Origin of the sequence: Actinomycetospora atypica (genome assembly GCF_042653685.1) — a bacterium.
GTDB classification, from domain to species: Bacteria; Actinomycetota; Actinomycetes; order Mycobacteriales; family Pseudonocardiaceae; genus Actinomycetospora; species Actinomycetospora atypica.
Genome location: NZ_JBHSIV010000003.1, coordinates 45,096 through 65,306, shown reverse-complemented (window position 1 = coordinate 65,306; position 20,211 = coordinate 45,096). Strand labels below are relative to the sequence as shown.

Annotated in this window: 18 protein-coding genes; 8 read left to right on the top strand and 10 right to left on the bottom strand. The window is 74.6% G+C overall.

What is annotated here, in order from left to right; genetic code table 11:
* The first annotated feature begins 48 nt into the window (after positions 1 to 48).
* The gene (locus ACFPBZ_RS03520; RefSeq protein WP_378034616.1) at positions 49 to 405 is read left to right on the top strand and encodes an ArsR/SmtB family transcription factor; all 357 of its coding nucleotides are present in this window, start codon (positions 49 to 51) and stop codon (positions 403 to 405) included.
* A 21-nt stretch (positions 406 to 426) separates the two neighbouring features.
* Positions 427 to 1,851, top strand: coding sequence for an ABC transporter substrate-binding protein (locus ACFPBZ_RS03515; protein ID WP_378034615.1), 1,425 nt, complete (start codon positions 427 to 429; stop codon positions 1,849 to 1,851).
* Here ACFPBZ_RS03515 and ACFPBZ_RS03510 read toward each other — a convergent pair.
* On the bottom strand, positions 1,797 to 2,918 hold the full coding sequence (locus ACFPBZ_RS03510) for a HoxN/HupN/NixA family nickel/cobalt transporter (RefSeq protein WP_378034614.1): 1,122 nt from the start codon (positions 2,916 to 2,918) through the stop codon (positions 1,797 to 1,799). The genes ACFPBZ_RS03515 and ACFPBZ_RS03510 overlap by 55 nt on opposite strands.
* A 219-nt stretch (positions 2,919 to 3,137) precedes the next feature.
* On the opposite strand from ACFPBZ_RS03510, the gene ACFPBZ_RS03505 reads away from it, so the two are divergent.
* Genes ACFPBZ_RS03505 through ACFPBZ_RS03490 form a run of 4 tightly spaced genes read left to right on the top strand, consistent with a single transcriptional unit; the run spans position 3,138 to position 6,455 of the window.
* Positions 3,138 to 4,679 carry an amidase gene (locus tag ACFPBZ_RS03505; protein WP_378034613.1) on the top strand — a complete coding sequence of 514 codons (1,542 nt, stop codon included), beginning with the start codon at positions 3,138 to 3,140 and terminating at the stop codon, positions 4,677 to 4,679.
* Positions 4,680 to 4,714: 35 nt separating this feature from the next.
* Positions 4,715 to 5,419 carry a nitrile hydratase subunit beta gene (gene nthB / locus ACFPBZ_RS03500; protein WP_378034612.1) on the top strand — a complete coding sequence of 235 codons (705 nt, stop codon included), beginning with the start codon at positions 4,715 to 4,717 and terminating at the stop codon, positions 5,417 to 5,419.
* The gene (gene nthA, locus ACFPBZ_RS03495; protein ID WP_378034611.1) at positions 5,416 to 6,036 is read left to right on the top strand and encodes a nitrile hydratase subunit alpha; all 621 of its coding nucleotides are present in this window, start codon (positions 5,416 to 5,418) and stop codon (positions 6,034 to 6,036) included. The genes nthB and nthA overlap by 4 nt, the downstream gene beginning before the upstream one ends.
* Complete coding sequence (locus tag ACFPBZ_RS03490; protein ID WP_378034610.1) at positions 6,033 to 6,455, top strand: nitrile hydratase accessory protein; 423 nt, start codon at positions 6,033 to 6,035, stop codon at positions 6,453 to 6,455. Before nthA ends, ACFPBZ_RS03490 begins: the two co-directional genes overlap by 4 nt.
* Before the next feature lie 42 nt (positions 6,456 to 6,497).
* Here ACFPBZ_RS03490 and ACFPBZ_RS03485 read toward each other — a convergent pair whose 3' ends face one another.
* On the bottom strand, positions 6,498 to 7,769 hold the full coding sequence (locus tag ACFPBZ_RS03485) for a CoA transferase (protein WP_378034609.1): 1,272 nt from the start codon (positions 7,767 to 7,769) through the stop codon (positions 6,498 to 6,500).
* Between the two features lie 29 nt (positions 7,770 to 7,798).
* On the opposite strand from ACFPBZ_RS03485, the gene ACFPBZ_RS03480 reads away from it, so the two are divergent.
* Complete coding sequence (locus tag ACFPBZ_RS03480; protein WP_378034608.1) at positions 7,799 to 9,184, top strand: FAD-binding oxidoreductase; 1,386 nt, start codon at positions 7,799 to 7,801, stop codon at positions 9,182 to 9,184.
* Positions 9,185 to 9,373: 189 nt separating this feature from the next.
* Here ACFPBZ_RS03480 and ACFPBZ_RS03475 read toward each other — a convergent pair whose 3' ends face one another.
* From ACFPBZ_RS03475 to ACFPBZ_RS03445, 7 genes are all read right to left on the bottom strand, one after another.
* Positions 9,374 to 10,000: a nucleoside/nucleotide kinase family protein gene (locus tag ACFPBZ_RS03475; RefSeq protein ID WP_378034607.1), complete on the bottom strand. Its 627-nt coding sequence runs from the start codon at positions 9,998 to 10,000 to the stop codon at positions 9,374 to 9,376.
* Between the two features lie 17 nt (positions 10,001 to 10,017).
* Positions 10,018 to 11,370, bottom strand: a complete 1,353-nt coding sequence (locus ACFPBZ_RS03470; protein ID WP_378034606.1) for an MFS transporter — start codon at positions 11,368 to 11,370, stop codon at positions 10,018 to 10,020.
* A 94-nt stretch (positions 11,371 to 11,464) separates the two neighbouring features.
* Positions 11,465 to 11,965 (bottom strand): hypothetical protein, encoded by a 501-nt coding sequence (locus ACFPBZ_RS03465; protein WP_378034605.1) that lies wholly within the window; start codon positions 11,963 to 11,965, stop codon positions 11,465 to 11,467.
* Positions 11,966 to 12,027: 62 nt separating this feature from the next.
* On the bottom strand, positions 12,028 to 12,597 hold the full coding sequence (locus ACFPBZ_RS03460) for a hypothetical protein (RefSeq protein WP_378034604.1): 570 nt from the start codon (positions 12,595 to 12,597) through the stop codon (positions 12,028 to 12,030).
* A 141-nt stretch (positions 12,598 to 12,738) separates the two neighbouring features.
* Positions 12,739 to 14,355, bottom strand: coding sequence for an acyl--CoA ligase family protein (locus ACFPBZ_RS03455; protein ID WP_378034603.1), 1,617 nt, complete (start codon positions 14,353 to 14,355; stop codon positions 12,739 to 12,741).
* A 33-nt stretch (positions 14,356 to 14,388) separates the two neighbouring features.
* The gene (locus ACFPBZ_RS03450) at positions 14,389 to 14,808 is read right to left on the bottom strand and encodes a rhodanese-like domain-containing protein (RefSeq protein ID WP_378034602.1); all 420 of its coding nucleotides are present in this window, start codon (positions 14,806 to 14,808) and stop codon (positions 14,389 to 14,391) included.
* 13 nt (positions 14,809 to 14,821) lie between these two features.
* Positions 14,822 to 15,412: a cysteine dioxygenase gene (locus ACFPBZ_RS03445; RefSeq protein WP_378034601.1), complete on the bottom strand. Its 591-nt coding sequence runs from the start codon at positions 15,410 to 15,412 to the stop codon at positions 14,822 to 14,824.
* A 356-nt stretch (positions 15,413 to 15,768) separates the two neighbouring features.
* Here ACFPBZ_RS03445 and ACFPBZ_RS03440 point away from each other — a divergent pair, with 356 nt between their 5' ends.
* The gene (locus ACFPBZ_RS03440; RefSeq protein ID WP_378034833.1) at positions 15,769 to 19,551 is read left to right on the top strand and encodes an ABC transporter ATP-binding protein; all 3,783 of its coding nucleotides are present in this window, start codon (positions 15,769 to 15,771) and stop codon (positions 19,549 to 19,551) included.
* Between the two features lie 86 nt (positions 19,552 to 19,637).
* Here ACFPBZ_RS03440 and ACFPBZ_RS03435 read toward each other — a convergent pair whose 3' ends face one another.
* Positions 19,638 to 20,201 (bottom strand): sortase domain-containing protein, encoded by a 564-nt coding sequence (locus ACFPBZ_RS03435; protein WP_378034600.1) that lies wholly within the window; start codon positions 20,199 to 20,201, stop codon positions 19,638 to 19,640.
* Positions 20,202 to 20,211 lie beyond the last annotated feature (10 nt).

The window sequence follows — 20,211 nt, the reverse complement described above, 5'->3', positions numbered from 1 at the left end:
CCCGCGCATGACGTGTCGACCGTCGTCGACGCGTGCTAGCTTGCGGGCGTGGAGCCGAACGAGAACCTCGCGTTCGACGCCCTGTCCGACCGGGTCCGGCGCCGCATCCTGAGCGTCCTCGGGGAGCAGGGCGAGTTGACCGTGGGCGACCTCGCGGCGCAGGTCGACGCCGTCGGCCGGACGACCGTCTCGAGCCACCTGCGCGTCCTGCGCACCTCCGGTCTGGTGCACGAGCGGCGCGAAGGACGTCACCGCTACTACTCCCTCGACCTCGACGGGGCCGTGCGGGACGCTTTCGTCTACCTGCAGTCGATCCTGGGACAGGCCGTCGACGACGTCGGCACGGTCCGGCCGGCCGCCGTCGAGGGCGGCGACGACCCGGCCGACCGGCGCCGGATCGGCTGACCCCCCGGCCCGAGGACGACGATGGACTGCACCACGGTGGCCGTCAGTCGCACGGTCGCGCTCGCCCCGTGGGAGCTCTTCGCGGTGTTCGGCACGTCGCGCGGGGCGGGCTGGTTGTTCGGGGCCCGGTGCGACGAGATGCGGCCCGGTGCCGCAGTGAGCATGCGGCTGCCCCTCGACGACCGGGGCGGGCACACCGTCGAGGTCCTGGGGCGGCTCGGCTCCGTGGTCCCGGACGCCGCCATCGACATCGAGCACACCCAGCCGTGGCGCGGCCGGATCGGGCTGCGCTTCGCGCCCGACGGGCCCCGGGGGACGCGGGTGCAGGTCCGGGCGCGGGTGCCCCGCGCGGGCGTGGAGTGGCTGCTGCACCGGCGCGGGCTCCCCCTGCCCGAGCCCGTCGACGACGGCGCGGTGCGCCTCGGCGCGATCACGACGGCGTCGGGCCCGGGGGCGGTCTACTCGATGTCCGCGGAGCTCATGGCCGAGCTCGCGGTCGCCGAGATCAACGCGGACGGCGGGGTGGGCGGACGCCCGGTGCGCCTCATCAGCGCCGACGACGGGACCGAGGCCGCCCGGGCCGCGGACGAGGCCGACCGCATGGTCCGGCTGGGGTGCCGGGCGGTGTTCGTCAACAGCACCTCCGACGCCTTCGAGGCGGTGCGGCGACGACTCGACGGCCGCGGGGTCCTCGTCGTGCACACCGTGATCAACGAGGGTGGGGGCGCCGGCCGCACCGTGGTCCGCTTCGGGGAGCGCCCGGGCGCCCAGCTCGACGCCCTCGTGGCCCCCGCCATGGCGGACGGGTCGCGGCACTGGTTCCTCGTCGGGCAGGACTACGTCTGGTCCCACGGGGCGCACGGGGCCGCGCGGCGGGCGGTCGACCGGGCCGGCGGGCAGGTGGTGGGCGAGGCGCTCGCGCCGCTGGGGACCAGCGACTTCGGGGCCGTGATCGAGCGGATCCGCCGCTCGGGGGCCGACCTCGTGCTGAGCTCACTGGTCGGCGCCGACGAGGTGGCGTTCGAGCGGCAGAGCTTCGCGGCGGGCCTGCGGGAGACCACGCGGACCGTCTCGCTGGTCCTCGAGGAGTCCACGGTCGCCCACATCGGGCCGGCCGCGGCGCGCGGGCTGCGCACGGCCCTCGGCTACTTCCAGGACGCGCCGACCCCCGGCAACGCGGACCTGCAGCGCCGCTACCGGGACGCCTACGGGGTGTGGGCCCCGGCGGTCACCGCGCTCTCCGAGACGGTCTACGAGGCGATCCACCAGTACGCCCGGGTCCTGCACGCCGACCCGGACTCCTCCGCCGCGCTCCAGGCCCGCGCCCTGCGCGGGAGCCAGGGAGGTCGTCGGGACGTGATCGGGGCGCGGACCCTGGTCCGGCCCCGGCTCTACGTCGCGGAGGTCTCGGACTCGGGGTTCGCGGTGGTGGGCGAGACGTCGTAGCGGCGGTCGAGCCCGCCGACCCGCCAGACGAGCGCGGCGCCGCCCCAGACCACCACGAAGATCCCGACGACGACGTAGCCGAGCGTCTCGAAGTCCTCGGCCAGCCCGGCGAAGCCCGCGAGGGCGGTGAGCCCGAGGTGCTCGGAGAGCACGCCGGCGAGGTACACCGCGGCCACGAAGGCGGCCACGAGGACCGTCGCGGCGGTGGTCGCGATGTTGTAGAAGAGCCGGCGCGCCGGGCGGCGGTTCGACCACGAGTAGGCCACGGACATGAGCAGCCCGTCCGCGGTGTCGAAGGCGCTCATCCCGGCCGCGAACAGCAGCGGGAGCGTCAGGGCGGCGAGCAGGGACGGCGCGCCCGCGGTCGCCCCGGCGCCCGCGGCGGTCGTCGCCGAGAGGGTCAGGAGCGTGACCTCGGAGGCGGTCTCGAGCCCGAGCCCGAACAGCACGCCGAGCGGGAACATGTGCCACGAGTGCCGGATCCAGACCTGGGCGCGGCCCCCGAGGAGCCGGTTGACCAGGCCGCGCCCGAGCAGGCGGCGCTCCATCTCGGCCTCGTCCAGCCGGCCCCGGCGCATGTCCCGCCAGAGCCCGACGATGCCGACCAGCACGGTCGCGTTGAGGGCGGCGACCAGGGCCAGGAACAGCATGGCCACCACGGTCGACACCGCTCCGCCGACCACCCGGAACTCGTCGAACTGCGCCGACGCCGCGGCCCCCGCGACGAGGGCCACCACCAGCGAGAGCACGACGACCACGGAGGAGTGGCCCATCGCGAAGAAGAAGCCGACCCCGACCGGGCGCCGGCCCCGCTGCACCATCAGCCGGGTGGTGTCGTCGATGGCGGCGATGTGGTCGGCGTCGAAGGCGTGCCGGATGCCGAGCACGTAGGCGAGCAGCCCGGCCCCCGCGAACAGTCCCGCGCCGAGCGGCCCGGCAGCGAGCGCGAGGAAGAGCGACCAGCCCACGAGGTGCAGCAGGGCGATCACCCCGACCACCCCGGAGAGCCGCCACCGCTCCGCCCGGGACCAGCCCGTCGCCGCCGTCGTCGCCGTCGCCACCGTCACGCCGTCTCCCTCCGCCCGGCCCCGTGCGCCGGGCCGCGCAGGACGCTAGGCGCCGAAGCCTGGTCATGTCGACAGTCGTCGTCGGAAGGGCGGGGAGGGACACAAGATCGAAACATGTTGATACGTCGGTGATCATTGACATGTCCGGGCGGTCTTCCTAGCGTTCCCCGCACCGGTCGCGGACGTGACCGTGGACACCCCGAGCGAGGAGCCCGAACCATGCCGTTGCCTCCCCCCGAGCACGACGACCTCGCCGCGGTCGCGGCCGGCTACGGCCTCGGGCTCTCCGACGCCGCGGTCGACGAGTTCGCCCCGGCCGTCGCGGGCCTGCTCGGGTCGTGGGACGCCGTGGAGGAGCTCTACGCCGCCGAGGCCCCGCAGGCCCCGGAGCGGGCATGGACCCGGCCCGAGGGCGCGGAGAACCCCTACAACGCCTGGTACGTGACGACCTCGATCACCGAGGCCTCCGACGGGCCGCTCGCCGGGCGCACCGTGGCGGTCAAGGACAACACCGCGGTCGCGGGCGTCCCGATGACCAACGGCTCGGACACCTTCGACGGGTACGTCCCGAGCACCGACGCGACGATCGTCCGGCGGCTGCTCGACGCGGGCGCGACGATCGCCGGCAAGGCCGTGTGCGAGGACCTGTGCTTCTCCGGGGCCTCGATCACCGCCAACACCGGCGACGTGGAGAACCCCTGGGACGCGACGCGCAGCGCCGGCGGATCGTCGGGCGGCAGCGCGGCCCTCGTCGCGGGCGGCATCGTCGACATGGCCACCGGCGGCGACCAGGGCGGGTCGATCCGGATGCCCGCCGCGAACTGCGGCCTCGTCGGGCACAAGCCGACGTGGGGCCTGGTGCCCTACACCGGGGCGTTCCCCATCGAGGCCAGCATCGACCACCTCGGCCCCATCACGCGGACCGTCACCGACGCCGCCCTCATGCTCTCGGTGATCGCCGGGGCCGACGGGCACGATCCCCGCCAGCCCACCGGCATCGCGGCCGACGACTACCTCGGCGCGCTCTCCCGGGACGCGGCCGGGCTGCGGGTCGGCGTGCTCCGCGAGGGCTTCGGTCTCCCCGAGTCCGAGCCCGAGGTCGACGACGCCGTGCGCGCCGCCGTCAGCGGGCTCGCCGACGCGGGGATGGACGTGCGCGAGGTGTCGGTGCCCTGGCACCTGCACGGCTCGAAGATCTGGGACGTCATCGCCACCGAGGGCGCCGCCTCGCAGATGATCGAGAACTCCGGGTACGGCCTGAACTGGAAGGGCCTCTACGACCCGGAGCTCATGGAGCAGTACGGGCGGCGCTGGTCCGAGGACGGCGCCCGGTTCCCCGACACCGTCAAGCTCGTCCTGCTGGCCGGGAAGTACGGGCTGAACACCACCCACGGCCGGCACTACGCGATGGCCCGCAACCTCGCCCCGAAGTTGGCCGCCGCCTACGACGCCCGGTTCGCCGAGGTCGACCTGCTCGTGCTCCCGACGATGGCGATGCGGGCCAGCGTGCGCCCCGGCCGCGACGCGCCCGTCGTCGAGCGGCTCGGGCGGGCGCTGGAGATGCTCGCCAACACCAGCCCGTTCGACGTCACCGGGCACCCGGTCTGCTCGGTGCCGGCCGGGCTCGTCGACGGGGTGCCGGTCGGCATGTCGATCGTCGGCCGCCAGTTCGACGACGCCACCGTGCTGCGCGCCGCGCACGCCTACGAGCAGGCCGTCGGCGGCTTCCCCGCCCCCGCCGCGGCGACCGCCGCCGCCTGAGCGCCCTCCCCCTCGGCCCGATCCCCGGAGGTTCCATGAACGGCATCCACGATCTCGGCGGCAAGGACGGGCTCGGCGCCGTCGACCCGCCCCCGCCCGGCGCCGAGCCGGTGTGGAAGGCCGAGTGGGAGAAGGCCGCCCACGCGATGTTCCCGCTGGCCTTCCGGGCCGGGCACTTCGGGCTCGACGAGTTCCGCTCCGCGATGGAGCAGATGGAGCCCGTCGAGTACCTGACCTCGGCCTACTACGAGCACTGGCTGCACGCCGTCGAGCACTACGGCGTCCGGGCCGGCGCGTTCGACCCCGACGACATCGAGCGGCGCACGCAGCACTACCTCGACAACCCGGACGCCCCGCTGCCCGACACCCAGGACCCGGCCCTCGTCGAGTTCATCGACGCCGCCGTCGCCACCGGCCTGAACGCGAGCCGGGACACCGGCAAGGTCGCGAGGTTCGCCGTGGGCGACCGCGTCACCGTCGTCGCCGACGCCCCGCGCGGACACACCCGCAAGGCCTCGTACATCCGCGGGAAGACCGGCGAGATCGTGCTCGCCCACGGCGAGATGATCTACCCCGACGCGGCCGGCAACGGCCGGGGCGAGGCCCCCGAGCACGTCTACAGCGTGCTGTTCACCAACACCGAGCTCTGGGGCGAGGAGGCGGCCGAGCCGAACGGCTCGGTCACCTTCGACGTCTGGGAGCCCTACATCGTCCCCGCCGCGCAGGAGAGTGCCGCATGACCGTGCCCTTCACCGTCGCCGCCGCCGCGACCGCGGAGCACCAGGCCCGGGTCGCCGCCCGCGTGAAGGCCGTCGAGGCCATCATGATCGAGAAGGGGCTCATGTCGACCGAGGCGGTCGACCGGGTCGCCGAGATCTACGAGAAGGAGGTCGGGCCCCAGCTGGGCGCGAAGGTCGTCGCGCGGGCCTGGGTCGACCCCGAGTTCAAGGCCCGCCTGCTCGACAACGCCACCGCGGCGTGCGCCGAGTTCGGCATCGGCGGCCTGCAGGGCGAGGAGATGGTGGCCGTCGAGGACACCGACGACGTCCACCACGTCATCGTCTGCACCCTCTGCTCCTGCTACCCGTGGCCGGTGCTCGGGCTGCCCCCGAACTGGTACAAGCAGCCGGCCTACCGCGCCCGGATGGTCCGCGAGCCCCGCAAGGTGCTCCGCGAGGAGTTCGGCTACGACGTCCCCGACAGCACCGAGGTCCGCGTCTGGGACTCCAGCTCGGAGCTGCGGTACTGGGTGCTCCCCCAGCGCCCCGCCGGCACCGACGGCCTGGGCGAAGAGGAGCTCGCGGCGTTGGTCACCCGCGACTCCATGATCGGGGTCGGGCCGGTGGCGGCCGCATGAGCACCCCGATCCGCGAGGCGACCGAGCTCGGCGACGCCCGCCGCCGGGTCGAGACCCTCATCGCGCAGACCCCGGGCAGCCCGGCCGACGCCGAGCAGGCCTTCCGCGAGCCGTGGGAGCTCCGGGCCTTCGCCCTGGCCGTCGCGGCGTACCACGCGGGCCAGTACGAGTGGTCGGAGTTCCAGCTCTCGCTCATCGCCTCGATCCGGCGTTGGGAGGCCGACGGGGCCCACGAGGGCCAGGAGCCGTGGAGCTACTACGAGCACTGGCTGACGGCGCTCGAGACCGTCCTCGCCGGCAGCGGCCTGCTGTCCGAGGCGAACCTCGACGAGCGCACGAAGGCCGTGCTGGCCACCCCGCGCACGGCGAACCACCACGAGGCGCACCGCGAGCCGGTCGCGATCGACCCGGCGAGGTGAACACCTGTGAGCACTAATCCGTGTCTGGAGGCGGATTAGTGCTCACAGGGGCTCCGCCCACCTCGGAGCGTCGGCACCCAGCTCGTGCGCCGGCCCCGCCCACGCGTCCCCGAGCACCGGCGGCGGCACCTCGACCCGGCCCATCGTCTGGCGCACCGGCTCCACGGGCGGCGCCTCGGTGACCAGCTCCGGGTGCGCCCACAGCCACTCCGCGGTGCGGGCCAGCGCCAGGTCGCGCACCGACCCCCCGCGGCTCGACCGCTCGCGCAGGCCCAGCAGCGCGGAGGCGGCCGCGAGGTAGCCGGTCGCGTGGTCGAGCGCCTGGGCGGGCAGCGCGCCCGGCCTCTCCCCGGTGCTGGACGCGACGGCGATCCCGCCGGCCGCCTGCACGATGCTGTCGAACCCGCGACGACCCGCCCACGGCCCGGTCCAGCCCCACGCGTCGAGCCGCACGACGACGAGGCCGGGGTGGCGGGCGAGCAGGTCGTCGGGCCCGAGACCGAAGCGGTCGAGCGCGCCCGGGCGGTAGGCGGTGACCACCACGTCGGCGGCGTCGGCCAGCTCGCGCAGCCGCGGGTCGGCCGCGTCGAGGATCGTCGTGCGCTTCCCGAGCCCGGTGTCGACGTGCTGGGCAGCGATCTCCGGTATCCCCGGCGGGTCGACGCGCAGGACGTCGGCGCCTGCGAGGGCGAGGGTCCGGGTGGCGACGGGGCCGGCGAGGACGCGGGTGAGGTCGAGGACGCGGGGACGTCTCTGCGGCGGATCGACCGGGACGTCGGTCCGGCGCACGTCCACCAGCGGCTCCGCGGCGACGGCCGCGCCCTGCGGGGTGTCGAGCCACGTCGCCCGGTCGCGCACGGCGACCCCGATCCCCCCGGTCCCGACGACCGCCTCCTCCACCTCGAGCGCGCCGCGCCCGGCCAGCGCCGCAGCCAGGTCCTCCCGGCCGGCATCGTCGGGAAGGTCCAGGGCCGCGAGGAGCCGGGCGCGGTGGTGCGGGTAGTTGGCGTGGGTGCGGAGCCATCCGTCGGTGGTGGCCCAGAAGCCGGACAGCCGCGCGAAGCCGCCGGGGTTCTCCCCGTCGACGCGCAGGAGCTGGTCGGCGCGGAGGGAGCTGCCGACGCGGGCGAGGTCGACCTCCGACCCGCCCGCGAGCGCGACCGCCGCGCCGACCGACCCGAGGGCCAGCGCCTCGACGGGCAGCGGCGACGCCAGCCCGGTCGACCGGCCGCGCCACGTCATCGCGGGCGGCGGGCCGGGGGCGTCGAGGCGGGTCCAGAGGTCGTGCAGGGCCGCGGTGCTCACCGGGGTCATGGTGCTCCGGGGGGTGCGACCATCGGAGGATGAGTGACCTCGGTGACCGGCTGGCCGCGCTGCTCGGGGGCGGGCACGTCTCGGACGGCGACACCGCCCTCGACCTCGCGCACGACGAGGCCCTCGCGGTCGAGCACGGCGTCCCGGCGTTCGTCGTGCACCCGGGCGACACGTCCGACGTCGTCGGGATCGTCGAGGCGTGCCGGGCCGCCGCGACCCCGGTCGTCGCGCGCGGCTCGGGCACCGGCCTCTCGGGCGGGGCGGCGGCGCCCGAGGGCGCGGTGGTCGTGTGCTTCGACCGCATGGACACGATCCACGCGATCGACGACGTCGACCACGTGGCGGTCGTCGGGCCCGGGGTCACGCTGGAGGCGCTCGACGCGGCCGTCCGCGAGCACGGGCTGACCTACCCCGTGCGGCCCGGCGAGCAGTCGGCGTCGCTCGGCGGGACCGTCGCGACGAACGCCGGCGGGATGCACGCGGTGCGCTACGGGGTGACGCGGGCGCACGTCGTCGGGCTGGAGGCGGTCCTGGTCGACGGGACGGTGGTGCGCGCGGGCGGGCGGCTCGCGAAGGTGTCGAGCGGCTACGACGTCGTCCAGCTGCTGACCGGCTCGGAGGGGACGTTGGCGCTCGTCACGGAGGTCACCGTGCGCCTGCAGCCGCGCATGCCCGTGCGGCGCACCGTCCTCGCGCCGTTCGGCGACCTGGCCACGACGACCGCCGCCGTCGCCCGGATCGTCGGCAGCGGGCTCGCGCCGGCGCTGTGCGAGTACCTCGACGACCCGACGATGGACGCGATCTGCGCCGCGGCCGACCTGTCGCTGGGGATTCCCGACGAGGTCCGGGGCGCGGCCGACGCCTACCTCGTCGTCGAGCTGGTGGGGCGGCGGGCCGAGCGGGTCGAGGAGGACCTGGCCGAGCTGGGCGAACTGCTCACCGAGCTCGGGGCGCCCGACGTGTACGTGCTGCCCGAGGGCTCGGCGCGCCGGCTCGTCGAGGCCCGCGAGCTGACGTTCTGGACCATCAAGGCCCGGGGCGCCGACGAGATCGTCGACGTGGTGGTGCCGCGGTCGGCGATGGCGGCGTTCATCGGGCGCTCGCGCGAGATCGGGGCGGCGCACGGGTCGAAGGTGCTCGGCTGCGGGCACGCCGGCGACGGCAACGTGCACTTCGCGGTGTTCCAGCCCGACCCGGAGGCCCTGCACGCGACGCTGCACGAGGTGCTGGCGGCCGGGGTGGCGCTCGGCGGGGCGGTGTCGGGCGAGCACGGGGTGGGCCGGGCGAAGGCGGCGGCGCTGGCCGAGCTCGGCGACCCGGGGGCGCTCGAGGTGATGCGGCGGGTCCGGGCCGCGCTCGACCCCGACGGGCTGCTCAACCCGGGGTGCGGGGTGTCAGCGATGGCACGTCGCTGACGTCGGATGTCAGCGATGTGCCATCGCTGACATCCGGCCCCCCGAAGATCTCGCCGGGCGGCGCGGACCGATCGGTCCCGGCCCCACTCCGCGCCGTGGAACGAGATCTTCCTCCGGCTGCGACCCCTTGATCGACGTCCGCGCGGCAGGGCGCTCGCTGAGTGACCACCTCTGCCGCACGGATGTCGATCACGGCGTGCGCAGGGCCGGGCGGTCGGGGTGGTCGGCCAGCACGACGAACGGCACCAGGTTCTCCGGCGAGACCTCCTCGACATAGCGCGCGTACGCCGGGAGCGTCCACGCCTCGTCGTCGGGGGTGCGCCGGGCGAGTGCGGCCGACGACATGGCGACGTGCACCTCGAGCTCCGCCGGCAGCCCGCGCCCGAGCAGGAGCGGCCCGTCGACCAGCACCACTCCCCCGGGCCCGAACGGCACCCGGTCGACCCGCACGGCCCGGTCGGTCGCCACGTCCCAGAGCCGCGGCAGCACCGGCTTCCCGACGAGGGCCGGCGCCAGCACCTCGCGGACGAGGGCGCCGGCGTCGAGCCAGTCGTCGTAGAAGGCGTCGGGGTCGGTGCGGCCCCGCTCGAGGCGCACCGACGCCGGGCGCAGGAAGTCCCACGCCGACACCCGCAGCACCGGGCGGGACAGCGCGCGGAGCCGGTCGACGAGCCCGTCGGCCCAGGTGTCGGGCCGGGCGGCGGCCGCGCCGTCGACGAGGACCCGCACCGACCCCTCGTCGGGAACGGGGAGCGCGTGCACGGCCTCGGTGAGCCGGTCGAGCAGGGCGTCCGGGGTGAGGGGGGCGATCGGCATCGCCCCCCATGATCCCCCTACCTACGCGCCGCCTCCCCCGGGACCACGGGCACCGCGGCGTCCTCCTCGGAGTGCTCGTCGTCGGCGTCCGGCGGCCGCGGGTGCATGAGGACGAGGGCGATCAGCGACACCACCGCGCAGCCGATGATGTAGATCGAGATCCAGAAGGTGTCCCCCGTGGACGCGAGCACCGCCGTCGCGATCAGCGGGGCCGGCCCGCCCGCCGTGATCGACGCGAGCTGGTAGCCCAGCCCGGCGCCGGTGTAGCGGACCCCGGTGCCGAACGACTCCGAGATCAGCGCCGCCTGCGGGCCGTACATCATGTCGTGGAAGACGAGTCCGAGGATCATGCCCAGGATCACCAGCCCGCCCGCCCGCGTATCGAGCAGGGCGAAGTAGGGGAAGGCGTACAGCCCGGTGAGCACCACCCCCGCGCCGTAGACGATCCGCCGGCCGATGACGTCGGAGAGCCACCCGAAGAACGGCACCGAGACGATGCCCAGGGCCCCGGCGACGATGAGGTAGAGCAGCAGGTCGGACCGTTCGAGCTTGAGCTGCTGCGTGCCGTAGACCAGCACGAACGAGGTGAACAGGTAGAACGGCGCCTGCTCGGCGGTGCGGACGAACAGGGCCTTGAGGACGTCGCGCCACTGGTACTTGAAGACGTCGACGAAGGGCAGCTTCGCCACGGCGCCGCGCGAGCGGACGGCGGCGAACGCCGGCGACTCGAGCACCGTCAGACGCACCACGAGCCCGATCGCGATGAGCACGATCGAGGCGATGAACGGCCAGCGCCAGCCGCCGTTCAGGAAGTCGGGGCCGGCGAAGGCCCAGACGACGAAGGTGCCGAGCGCGAGTCCGATCGGCACGCCCGCCTGGGGCCACGCCGCCATGAGGCCGCGCTGCTTGCGGGTGCCCCACTCCATCGACATGAGCACCGAGCCGCCCCACTCCCCGCCGACCCCGATCCCCTGCAGGATCCGGAGCACGGTCAGCAGGATCGGGGCCCAGACCCCGATCGTCGCGTAGGTGGGCAGCAGACCGATGATCACGGTGGCCCCGCCCATGATCAGCAGGGTGGCGACGAGCGAGTACTTCCGGCCGATCCGGTCGCCGTAGTGACCGAAGATGGCGGCCCCGAGCGGGCGGGCGGCGAACCCGACGAACTGCGTCGAGAACGCGAGGAGCACCCCGCCCGCCTCGGCGTTGTTGAAGAACAGCGGCCCGAAGACGAGGGCGGCGGCGGTGTTGTAGAGGAAGAAGTCGTACCACTCGATCGTCGTGCCGACGGTCGAGGCGACCACCGCCCGCCGTTTGAGGCGGCGGCGGGCGACGGGGTCGTTGAGCTGCGTGGCAGCGGCGTCGGCCATAGCCGGAGATGGTGCGCGTCACACCCGCTCGGGGCAACGGGAACTTCACAGGATGGAAATCCCGTCGCTCCGCTCGCCCTCCGGGCGGAAGACCTCAGATCACGGAGAAGCGGTCCGTCAGCTTCTCGCCGTCCGTGCGGCTGATCACGCAGGAGACCAGACGGCCTCCCGACGAGCCCGACGCCGTCCCGTTCGGCTCGTCGAACGCCGCCTGCCCGGGCACGATCGCCGTGACGGTCAGGTCGGACTTGTCGACGCCGCTCGCCGAGGGCGCGACCTGGCCGGAGGCCACGACCATCACGCAGAACGCCCGGCCGAAGTCCGCGAGCGACGACTCCCCCGGGTAGGAGACCTCGCGGCTCGAGTTCAGGGGCGTGGACGTCCCGACGACCTCGATGTCGTGCGGGTTGCCGCACGGCGCGTTGCTCGAGTCGGTGTAGGTGGCGCCCGACCCCATGCGGCCGGTGGCGCACTGGCCGTTGAACAGGGTGAACGCGGGCAGGTCGGCGCCCGGACCGAACGTGTAGACGGCGGGCTCGGAGGAGAAGGGGCGCCAGCCGCCGGCCAGCGCCCCGGCCGCGAACACCACCAGCACGACGACGACCGCCGCGATCCCCGTGAGGACGCGGCGGTCGAGGGCGAGGAGGCGGTTCAGGGTCAGCTCTCCTGCTCGACGTGCAGGGCCTGCTGCTCGGCGCCCTCGGTGGGCGAGCCGGGCTCGACGCCGGCGACCTCGCCGATCGCCGAATCGGCGGGCAGGCCCGTCTCCTCGTTCGCGCCCTCGGCCGAGGAGAGGCCGAGCTCGACCTCGCCGCCCGCCTCGGTGAGCAGCTCCGCCTCGACGGCGCCCTCGGGGTCGAGCGGGTCGTCGACCGGCGCGCCGGTGGTGCCGAAGTCGCCGACCCCGTCGACCGCGTGCTCCGGGTCGTCCACGGACTCGTCGAGCTCCATCGCCGGGGTCGCCGCGATCGGGCGGCCCGGCTCCTCGGTGCCGCCGACGTCGGGCTCCTCCTGCGGGAGGCGCTCGTCGAGGGTGTCGGTCTGCTCGTACTCCGCGGTGCCGCCCAGGCGCACGTCGCGGCTGTAGCCCTCGGCGGTGTCCATGCCGTCCTCGAGCGGGTCGGCTCCCAGCCGGTCCTCGTCGAGGATCACCGACGGCTCCGCGTCGAGGGCGCTCGTGTCGTTGTCGACGACCACGTCGGCCTGCTCGGCGAACTGCTCGCTCACGTCTTCAACGCTCCTGTCGTCCCGCGTGGGGTGCATCGTGCACGGTCGACGGAGCCTTCCCCGCAACGGGGTGTGGCTACGCCTCGTGAGCACTTTCCGGGCCTATGACCCCGGAAAGTGCTCACGAGGGCTTGCCCCACATCATCCCTTGGCGCGCAGCTCGAACTTCTGGATCTTGCCGGTCGAGGTCTTCGGCAGCTCGTCGATGATCTCGACCTCGCGCGGCGCCTTGTACCGGGCGATCGCCTTCTTCACGTGCTCGATGATCTCCGCCGGCTCCGCGCTCTGCCCCTGCCGCAGGGTGACGAACGCCTTCGGCCGCTCGCCCCACTGCTCGTCGGGGACCCCGACCACCGCGGCCTCGAGCACCGCCGGGAACGAGAGCACCGCCTGCTCCACCTCGACGGTCGAGATGTTCTCGCCGCCGGAGATGATGATGTCCTTCGCGCGGTCGCGGAGCTCGACGTAGCCGTCGGGGTGCATCACGCCGAGGTCACCGGAGTGGTACCAGCCGCCGGCGAAGGCCTTCGCGGTCGCGTCGTCGTCGCGGTAGTAGCCGCTCATCACGTTGTTGCCGCGCATGACGATCTCGCCCATCGTCGTGCCGTCGGCGGGCACGTCGACGAGGTCGACCGTGGGGTACTCGGCCGGGTCGAGGTCCTCGTCGAGCACCTGGACCACGCGCACCGGGTCGGCCTGCACCATCGCGACGCCCTGGCGGGCCTGCAGCGTGGCGCGCTCCTCCGGATCGAGCCCGGCCCAGTCGTCCTGCCACTGGCAGACCGTGTACGGCCCGTAGACCTCGGTGAGCCCGTACACGTGGACCACCCGGAACCCGAGGCGCTCCATCTCGAGGATCGTCGTCGGGCTGGGCGGGGCGCCCGCGGTGGTGACCACCAGCTGGTAGTCGAGCTTCTCCGCCTCGGCCGCGTTCATGATCGTCGTGACGACGGTGGGCGCGCCGTTGAGGTGCGTGACGCGGTATTCGCCGATCAGCGCCCAGATCGCGTCCCCGCGGACCTCGCGCAGGCAGACGTGCGTGCCGCCGATGGCGGTGATCGCCCACGGGGTGCACCAGCCGTTGCAGTGGAACATCGGCAGCGTCCAGAGGTAGACGCTCGACGGGTCGTGGTAGCTGTGCACGATCTCGCCGAAGGAGTTCAGGTACGCGCCGCGGTGGTGGTACTGCACGCCCTTGGGCTTGCCGGTGGTGCCCGAGGTGTAGTTGATCGTGATGGTCGAGCGTTCGTCGTCGACGTCCCACGAGAGGTCCTCGCCCTCGTCGCCGCGCGAGAGCAGCTCCGCATAGCCGTCGTCACCGGAGTCAGGACCCTCCGGGTCGACGTGCACGACGATCTCGCGCACCGTCTCCAGCGACTCGCGGATCGGGTCGACGGCGGCCGTCAGCGTCGAGTCGACGATCAGCATCGTCGCGCCGGAGTGGTCGAGGATGTAGCGGACCTCCTCGGCCGACAGGCGCGTGTTGACCGCGACCAGGATCGCGCCGGCCAGCGGGACACCGAAGTGCGCGTGCAGCATCGCCGGGACGTTCGGCAGCAGGCAGGCCACCCGGTCGCCGGGCTGAACCCCGCTCGCCCGCAGGGCCCGCGCGAGGCGCTGCGCGTCGCGGGAGAACTCCGCGTAGGTCCAGCGCTGCGCGCCGTGGACGATGGCGGTCTTGTCCGGGTACACCCCGGCCGACCGGCGCAGGAACGACAGCGGCGTCAGTTCGGTGATCCACGTCTGCGTGTCCGGCATGGCGAGAATCATGCCTTCCCGACGACCGCCGCGTCAGGCCTCGTGGGGACCGGCGTAGTCCGGCGGCGCGCCCGTCCCCGGGGCGGTCGGCAGGCCCACGGCGCTCCAGGCCCGGAAGCCCCCGACGACGTCGGTGGCCCGGTGGATCCCGAGGTCCTGCAGGGCCGCCGCCGCCAGCGAGGACGTGTAGCCCTCCGAGCACAGCACCACCCATGGCACGTCGTGGTCGGTCGCCTCGGGCACGCGGGCGTCGGAGGTGGGGTCGAGGCGCCACTCCAGGTGGTTGCGCTCGATGACGATCGCCCCGGGCACCTCGCCCTCGGCCACCCGCTGCCAGCCGGGGCGGATGTCGACCAGGTGCCCGCCCCGTTCGACGACCGCCGCGGCGTCGGCGGGTTCCAGCCGGGTGAGCCGGGCCCGGGCGGCGGCGAGGAGGTCGGCGATCGTCGTCATTCCCGGGATGCTGTCATTCCGGGGACGCTCCCGACTCCACGAGCTCGGAGCGCGTGCGGGTCAGCGTCCCGCGCTCGACCGCGTAGTAGGACATCGTCGACAGCGGCGGGGAGTACGCGTGCACGCTGACGGCGGCGCCGGCGCGGCGGTTCGAGACGTCGTGGACGTGCCCGAGCGGGAAGGCCGCGCCCGAGCCCGCGGTCAGCGCCCGGCGCCGCAGGCCCGGTCCGCCCGCGGCGAGCTCCTCCGCCGTGACGAGGTGGTCGTCGGCGTGCCCGGCGCTCCAGCGCCACTCGGTGAGCTCCCCGCTCACCACGGTGAGGGCGCCGATCGAGCCGCCGTGGTCGTGCAGCTCGGCGGCCTGCTCGGTGGCCCAGCTGATCAGCCAGACGTCGAGGTGCGGGTCGGCGTGCAGGCGCCGCGACCAGCGGTTCGCCGCGTCGACCCGCACGTCGTGGTGGCCGGCGACGACCTCGGCGGCGACCTGGCGGGTCAGCGCCCCGAGGTCGGCGAGGCTCACGGGGGTCGGCCCGTCGTGCCAGCGGCGGCGGTCGCCGTGCAGCGTGCGGGGCAGGAAGGAGGGGGTGGACAGGACCGCGGTCATGACGATGCCTCGGATGCGTGGTCGGCCGTGTTCGCGTGACGGGCCGGTGTGAACGCTCCCCGGGGCCGGGGGGCCGCGAGCGGGGAACGGAGGTCGACCGTCAGCGACAGAACTGGTCGAACACGTGCGCGCGCCGGCTCACCCAGAACGGGTCGATGCGGACGCGGAGCAGCACGGGTGCATTCCACCACAGCACCGGCGCGGCCGGAGTGCCGGGGCTCTCCCTCGCCGTCCGGGCAGCGTGACTGCTCCCATTCCCCGTCGCTGCGCTCGCCCCGCCGGCCCGACCTAACCTGGGATACGTGCCCGACCCCGCCTCACCCGAGGCCCCCTCCTCCACCACCACCGGCCTCCGCATCGCCGCCCCCGACGAGAACGGCCGCGGCTGGGTCCGCCGCCTCGTCCACGACTGCTGGCGCCACCGCGCGCTGACCACCGCGTCCGTCGGGGCCTCCGTGCTCGGTGTCGGGCTCGAGTCGGTGGGGCCGCTGCTGACCGCCGTGGCGGTCGACCGCGCGGTGGCCGGCTCCACCGAGGGCCTCGGCCTGCTGGTCGCGGCGGTCGTCGGGCTGGCGCTGGTGAAGTTCGCGATGGCGTTCCTGCGGCGCTACCTCGGCGGGCGGCTGTCGCTGTCGGTGCAGCACGACCTGCGGCGGCGGGTGTTCGGCTCGATCTCGCGGCTCGACGGCCCCCGGCAGGACGCGCTGCGCACCGGCCAGGTGGTGTCCCGGGCGAACTCCGACCTCCAGCAGGTCCAGGGCCTGCTCGGGATGGTGCCCTACTCGGTGGGCACGCTCGCCCAGGTCGCCGTCTCCATCGTGATCATGGCCTTCCTCTCGCCCCTGCTCACGGTGGTCGCCCTGGTGACCCTGCCGGTGGCCCTCGTCTTCACCACCGTGATGCGCCGGAAGCTGTTCCCCGCCACGTGGGCCTCCCAGCAGAGCGCCGCCGAGGTGGCGCAGGGTGTCGAGGAGGCCGTCACCGGCGTCCGCGTGGTGAAGGGGTTCGGTCAGGAGGACCGCGAGACCGCGGAGCTCGCCGACACCGCCGCGCGGCTCTACGGCGAGCGGCTGCGCGCCGCGCGCCTCACGGCCCGGCTCACCCCCACGCTCGCGGCCCTGCCCACCGTCGGGCAGCTCGCGGTGTTCGCGCTCGGCGGCTGGCTCGCCCTCACCGGCCAGATCAGCATCGGCGTGTTCCTCGCCTTCGTCACCTACATCGCCGCGCTGATCGGGCCGGCCCGGATGGTCGCGGCCGTCGTCGTCACCGGGCAGCTGGCCCGCGCCGGCGTCGAGCGGGTCTACGAGCTGATCGACTCCCAGCCCGACATCAAGGACGACACCGCGGCTCCCGGGCGGGTCGACGTCCCCACCGGCCCCGTCGCCCTCGAGCTCGACGACGTGCGGTTCGGCTACGCCCGCTCCGAGCCGGTGCTCGACGGGCTGTCGCTGCGCGTCGAGGCGGGCGAGACGATGGCGGTGATCGGCACCGCGGGCTCGGGCAAGTCGACGATCGCGCTGCTCATCCCGCGCTTCTACGACGTCCAGGGCGGGTCGGTGCGGGTCGCCGACCACGACGTCCGCGACCTGTCGCTGAACTCGCTGCGCCGCACGGTGGGCGTGGTCTTCGAGGAGGCCTTCCTCTTCTCCGACACCGTGCGCGCCAACATCGCCTACGGCTGCCCCGACGCCACCGACGAGCAGGTGCGGGCGGCCGCGAGCGCCGCGCAGGCCGACGACTTCGTCCGCGAGCTGCCCGACGGCTACGACACCACGGTCGGCGAGCGGGGCCTCACCCTCTCCGGCGGCCAGCGCCAGCGCATCGCCCTCGCCCGCGCCCTGCTCTACGACCCCCGGCTGCTGGTGCTCGACGACGCCACCAGCGCGGTCGACGCCACCACCGAGGCGGCCATCGGCGAGACCCTGCGCACCGTCACCGCCGACCGCACCACGCTCGTCATCGCCCACCGCCGCTCCACGCTGGCGCTCGCCGACCGGATCGCCGTGCTCGACGAGGGCCGGGTGGTCGACGTCGGCACCGCCACCGAGCTGTCCGCCCGCTGCGCGCTCTTCAACGCCCTGCTCGCGGGTCCGGGCGAGACGATCGACGAGCCGGTCACCGAGCCCCGCGCCGAGCCGGGGCCCGACGGGATCACGCCCGCCCTCTGGCCCGAGGCCCCCGCTCCCGGCGGGCCCGGCGACGCCCCGGCGGGCGACCGCGGGACGCCCGACGTCTCCGCGGGGCTCGACGGCACCGTCTCCTCGCGCGAGATGCAGGCGGCCCTGGCCACGCTGCCGCCCGCCGACGAGCGGCCCGAGCTCTACGGCGAGGACCCGACGACGCCCGATCCCGGCTTCCGCCTCGCCCACCTGCTCCGGCCGGTGCGGTGGGCGCTCGCCGCGGTGATCGGGCTCGTCGCCGTCGACGCCCTCGCGACGCTCGCCTTCCCCACGCTCGCGCGGGTCGCGGTCGACGGCGGCATCAACGGGCGCGCTCCCTCGATCCTCGCGCTCGCGGTCGGCATCGGGCTGGCCGTGATCGCGATCGACTGGGTGGTCGTGTTCTTCCAGACGGTGCTCACCGCCCGGGTCGGCGAGAGCCGGCTCTACCTGCTGCGCGTCCGCAGCTTCGCCCACCTCCAGCGCCTCGGGCTCGACTTCTACGAGCGCGAGCTCGGCGGCCGGATCATGACCCGGATGACGACGGACGTCGACGCGCTCTCGTCGTTCCTGCAGACGGGGCTCGCGCAGGCCGTCGTCGCGCTGCTCACGGTGCTCGGCGTGGCCACGGCCCTGCTGCTCACCGACCTCGAGCTCGGTCTCGTGGCCCTCTCGGTGATGCCGGTCCTCATCGTCGCGACGATCGTCTTCCGGCGGCTGTCCTCGGTGGCCTACGCCGAGGCCCGCGAGCGGGTCAGCGTGGTCAACGCCGACCTGCAGGAGAACGTCGCGGGCCTGCGGGTCGCGCAGGCGCACACCCACGAGGAGCGCTCGGCGGCCCGGTTCGCGGGCAACAGCGACGCCTACCGGCGGGCCCGGCTGCGCGCGCAGCGGCTCATCGCCACGTACTTCCCCGGCGCCAACCTGCTCTCCGACGTCGCGCAGGCCGCGGTGCTCGGGGTCGGCGCCGCGCGGGTGGCCACCGGCGACCTGACCTCGGGCGTGCTCGTCGCGTTCCTGCTCTACCTCGCGATGTTCTTCGGGCCGGTGCAGCAGCTCTCCCAGGTCTTCGACGGCTACCAGCAGGCCCGGGTCGGGCTCACCCGCATCTCCGAGCTGCTGCGCACCCCGACGTCGGTGCCGGCCCCGGCCGACCCCGTCCCGGTCGACCACCTGCGCGGCGAGGTCGAGCTGCGCGACGTCGGGTTCGCCTACACGGGGGCCGACCGCGACGCGCTCTCCGACGTGGTGCTGCACGTCCCGGCCGGGCGCACGGTGGCGCTGGTCGGCGCCACGGGCGCGGGCAAGTCGACGGTCGTCAAGCTGGTGGCCCGGTTCTACGACGCGACGTCGGGCTCGGTGCTGATCGACGGGGTCGACGTCCGCCGCTACGACCTCACCCAGCTGCGCCGCCGCCTGGGGGTGGTGCCGCAGGAGGCGCACCTGTTCGTCGGCGACATCGCCTCGAACATCGCCTACGGCCGCCCCGACGCCACGCCCGCCGAGATCGAGGAGGCCGCCCGCCGGGTCGGTGCCCTCGACGTCGTCGCCTCCCTGCCCGCCGGGTTCCGGCAGCCGGTCGGCGAGCGCGGCGGCGGGCTCTCCCAGGGTCAGCGCCAGCTGGTCGCGCTCGCCCGCGCCGAGCTGGTCGACCCGGCGCTGCTGCTGCTCGACGAGGCCACGGCGGCGCTCGACCCGGCCACCGAGTCGGCCGTGCTCGCCGCGGGCGACCGGGTGGCCGCGCGGCGCACCACCTTCGTCGTGGCCCACCGCCTGGCCACCGCGTCGCGCGCCGACCACATCGTCGTCCTGCACGGCGGGCGCATCGTCGAGGAGGGTTCCCACGACGAGCTGCTGGCCCGCGACGGCCGGTACGCGCTCCTCTGGCGCACCGGTGCGGCCACCGCGGACGACGCCGAGGAGATCGTCGGCACCACCGCCGGGGACGCCGGGGCCGACCCGCTGGTCCGCGTCGGCTAGGTCCGCAGGATACGGGAACGGGGTCGTGGCACCCCCTCGACGCCACGACCCCGTTCCCGGTCTCCGCAGACACCCCGGGTGGCGGTTCAGATTCGGACCGTGTGCACCACGAGGTTGTCGGTGTAGCTCCGGGCCCCCCGGTCGAACGCCCCGGCGCAGGTGACGAGCCGCAGGACGTCGTCCCGGGTCGCCCCGAACACCGCGAACGTGGGGAAGCGATCCTTCGCGACCTGCTCGCTGCGCGTCACCGCGTACCGCGCCAGGCTGCCGTCCGCGCGCCCGACCTCGACGACGTCGCCCGGCCGCAGGTCCCGCAGGCGGTAGAACACGGCGGGCCCGCTGCGGGAGTCGACGTGGCCCAGCAGCACGGTCGGACCCCGGCGCTGCGCCGACTCCCGGCCCGGCCCGCCGGCGAACCAGCCGACGCGCCCGTAGTCGGCCGGCACCTCGGCGCTGCCGTCGGCCGCGAGGCCGAGCCGCTGCACGTCGTCGCGCGCCAGGTCGATCGCCGGCACCCGCACCGACACCGGCGCGATCCGGTCGGCCGCCGCGGGGGCGGGAGCCGGAGCCGGAGCGGGGGCGGGGGCGGATGCGGCGGTCGTCGTCGGGACCGGGCCGGCACAGCCCACGAGGAGCACGAGCAGGCACACGACGGCGGCG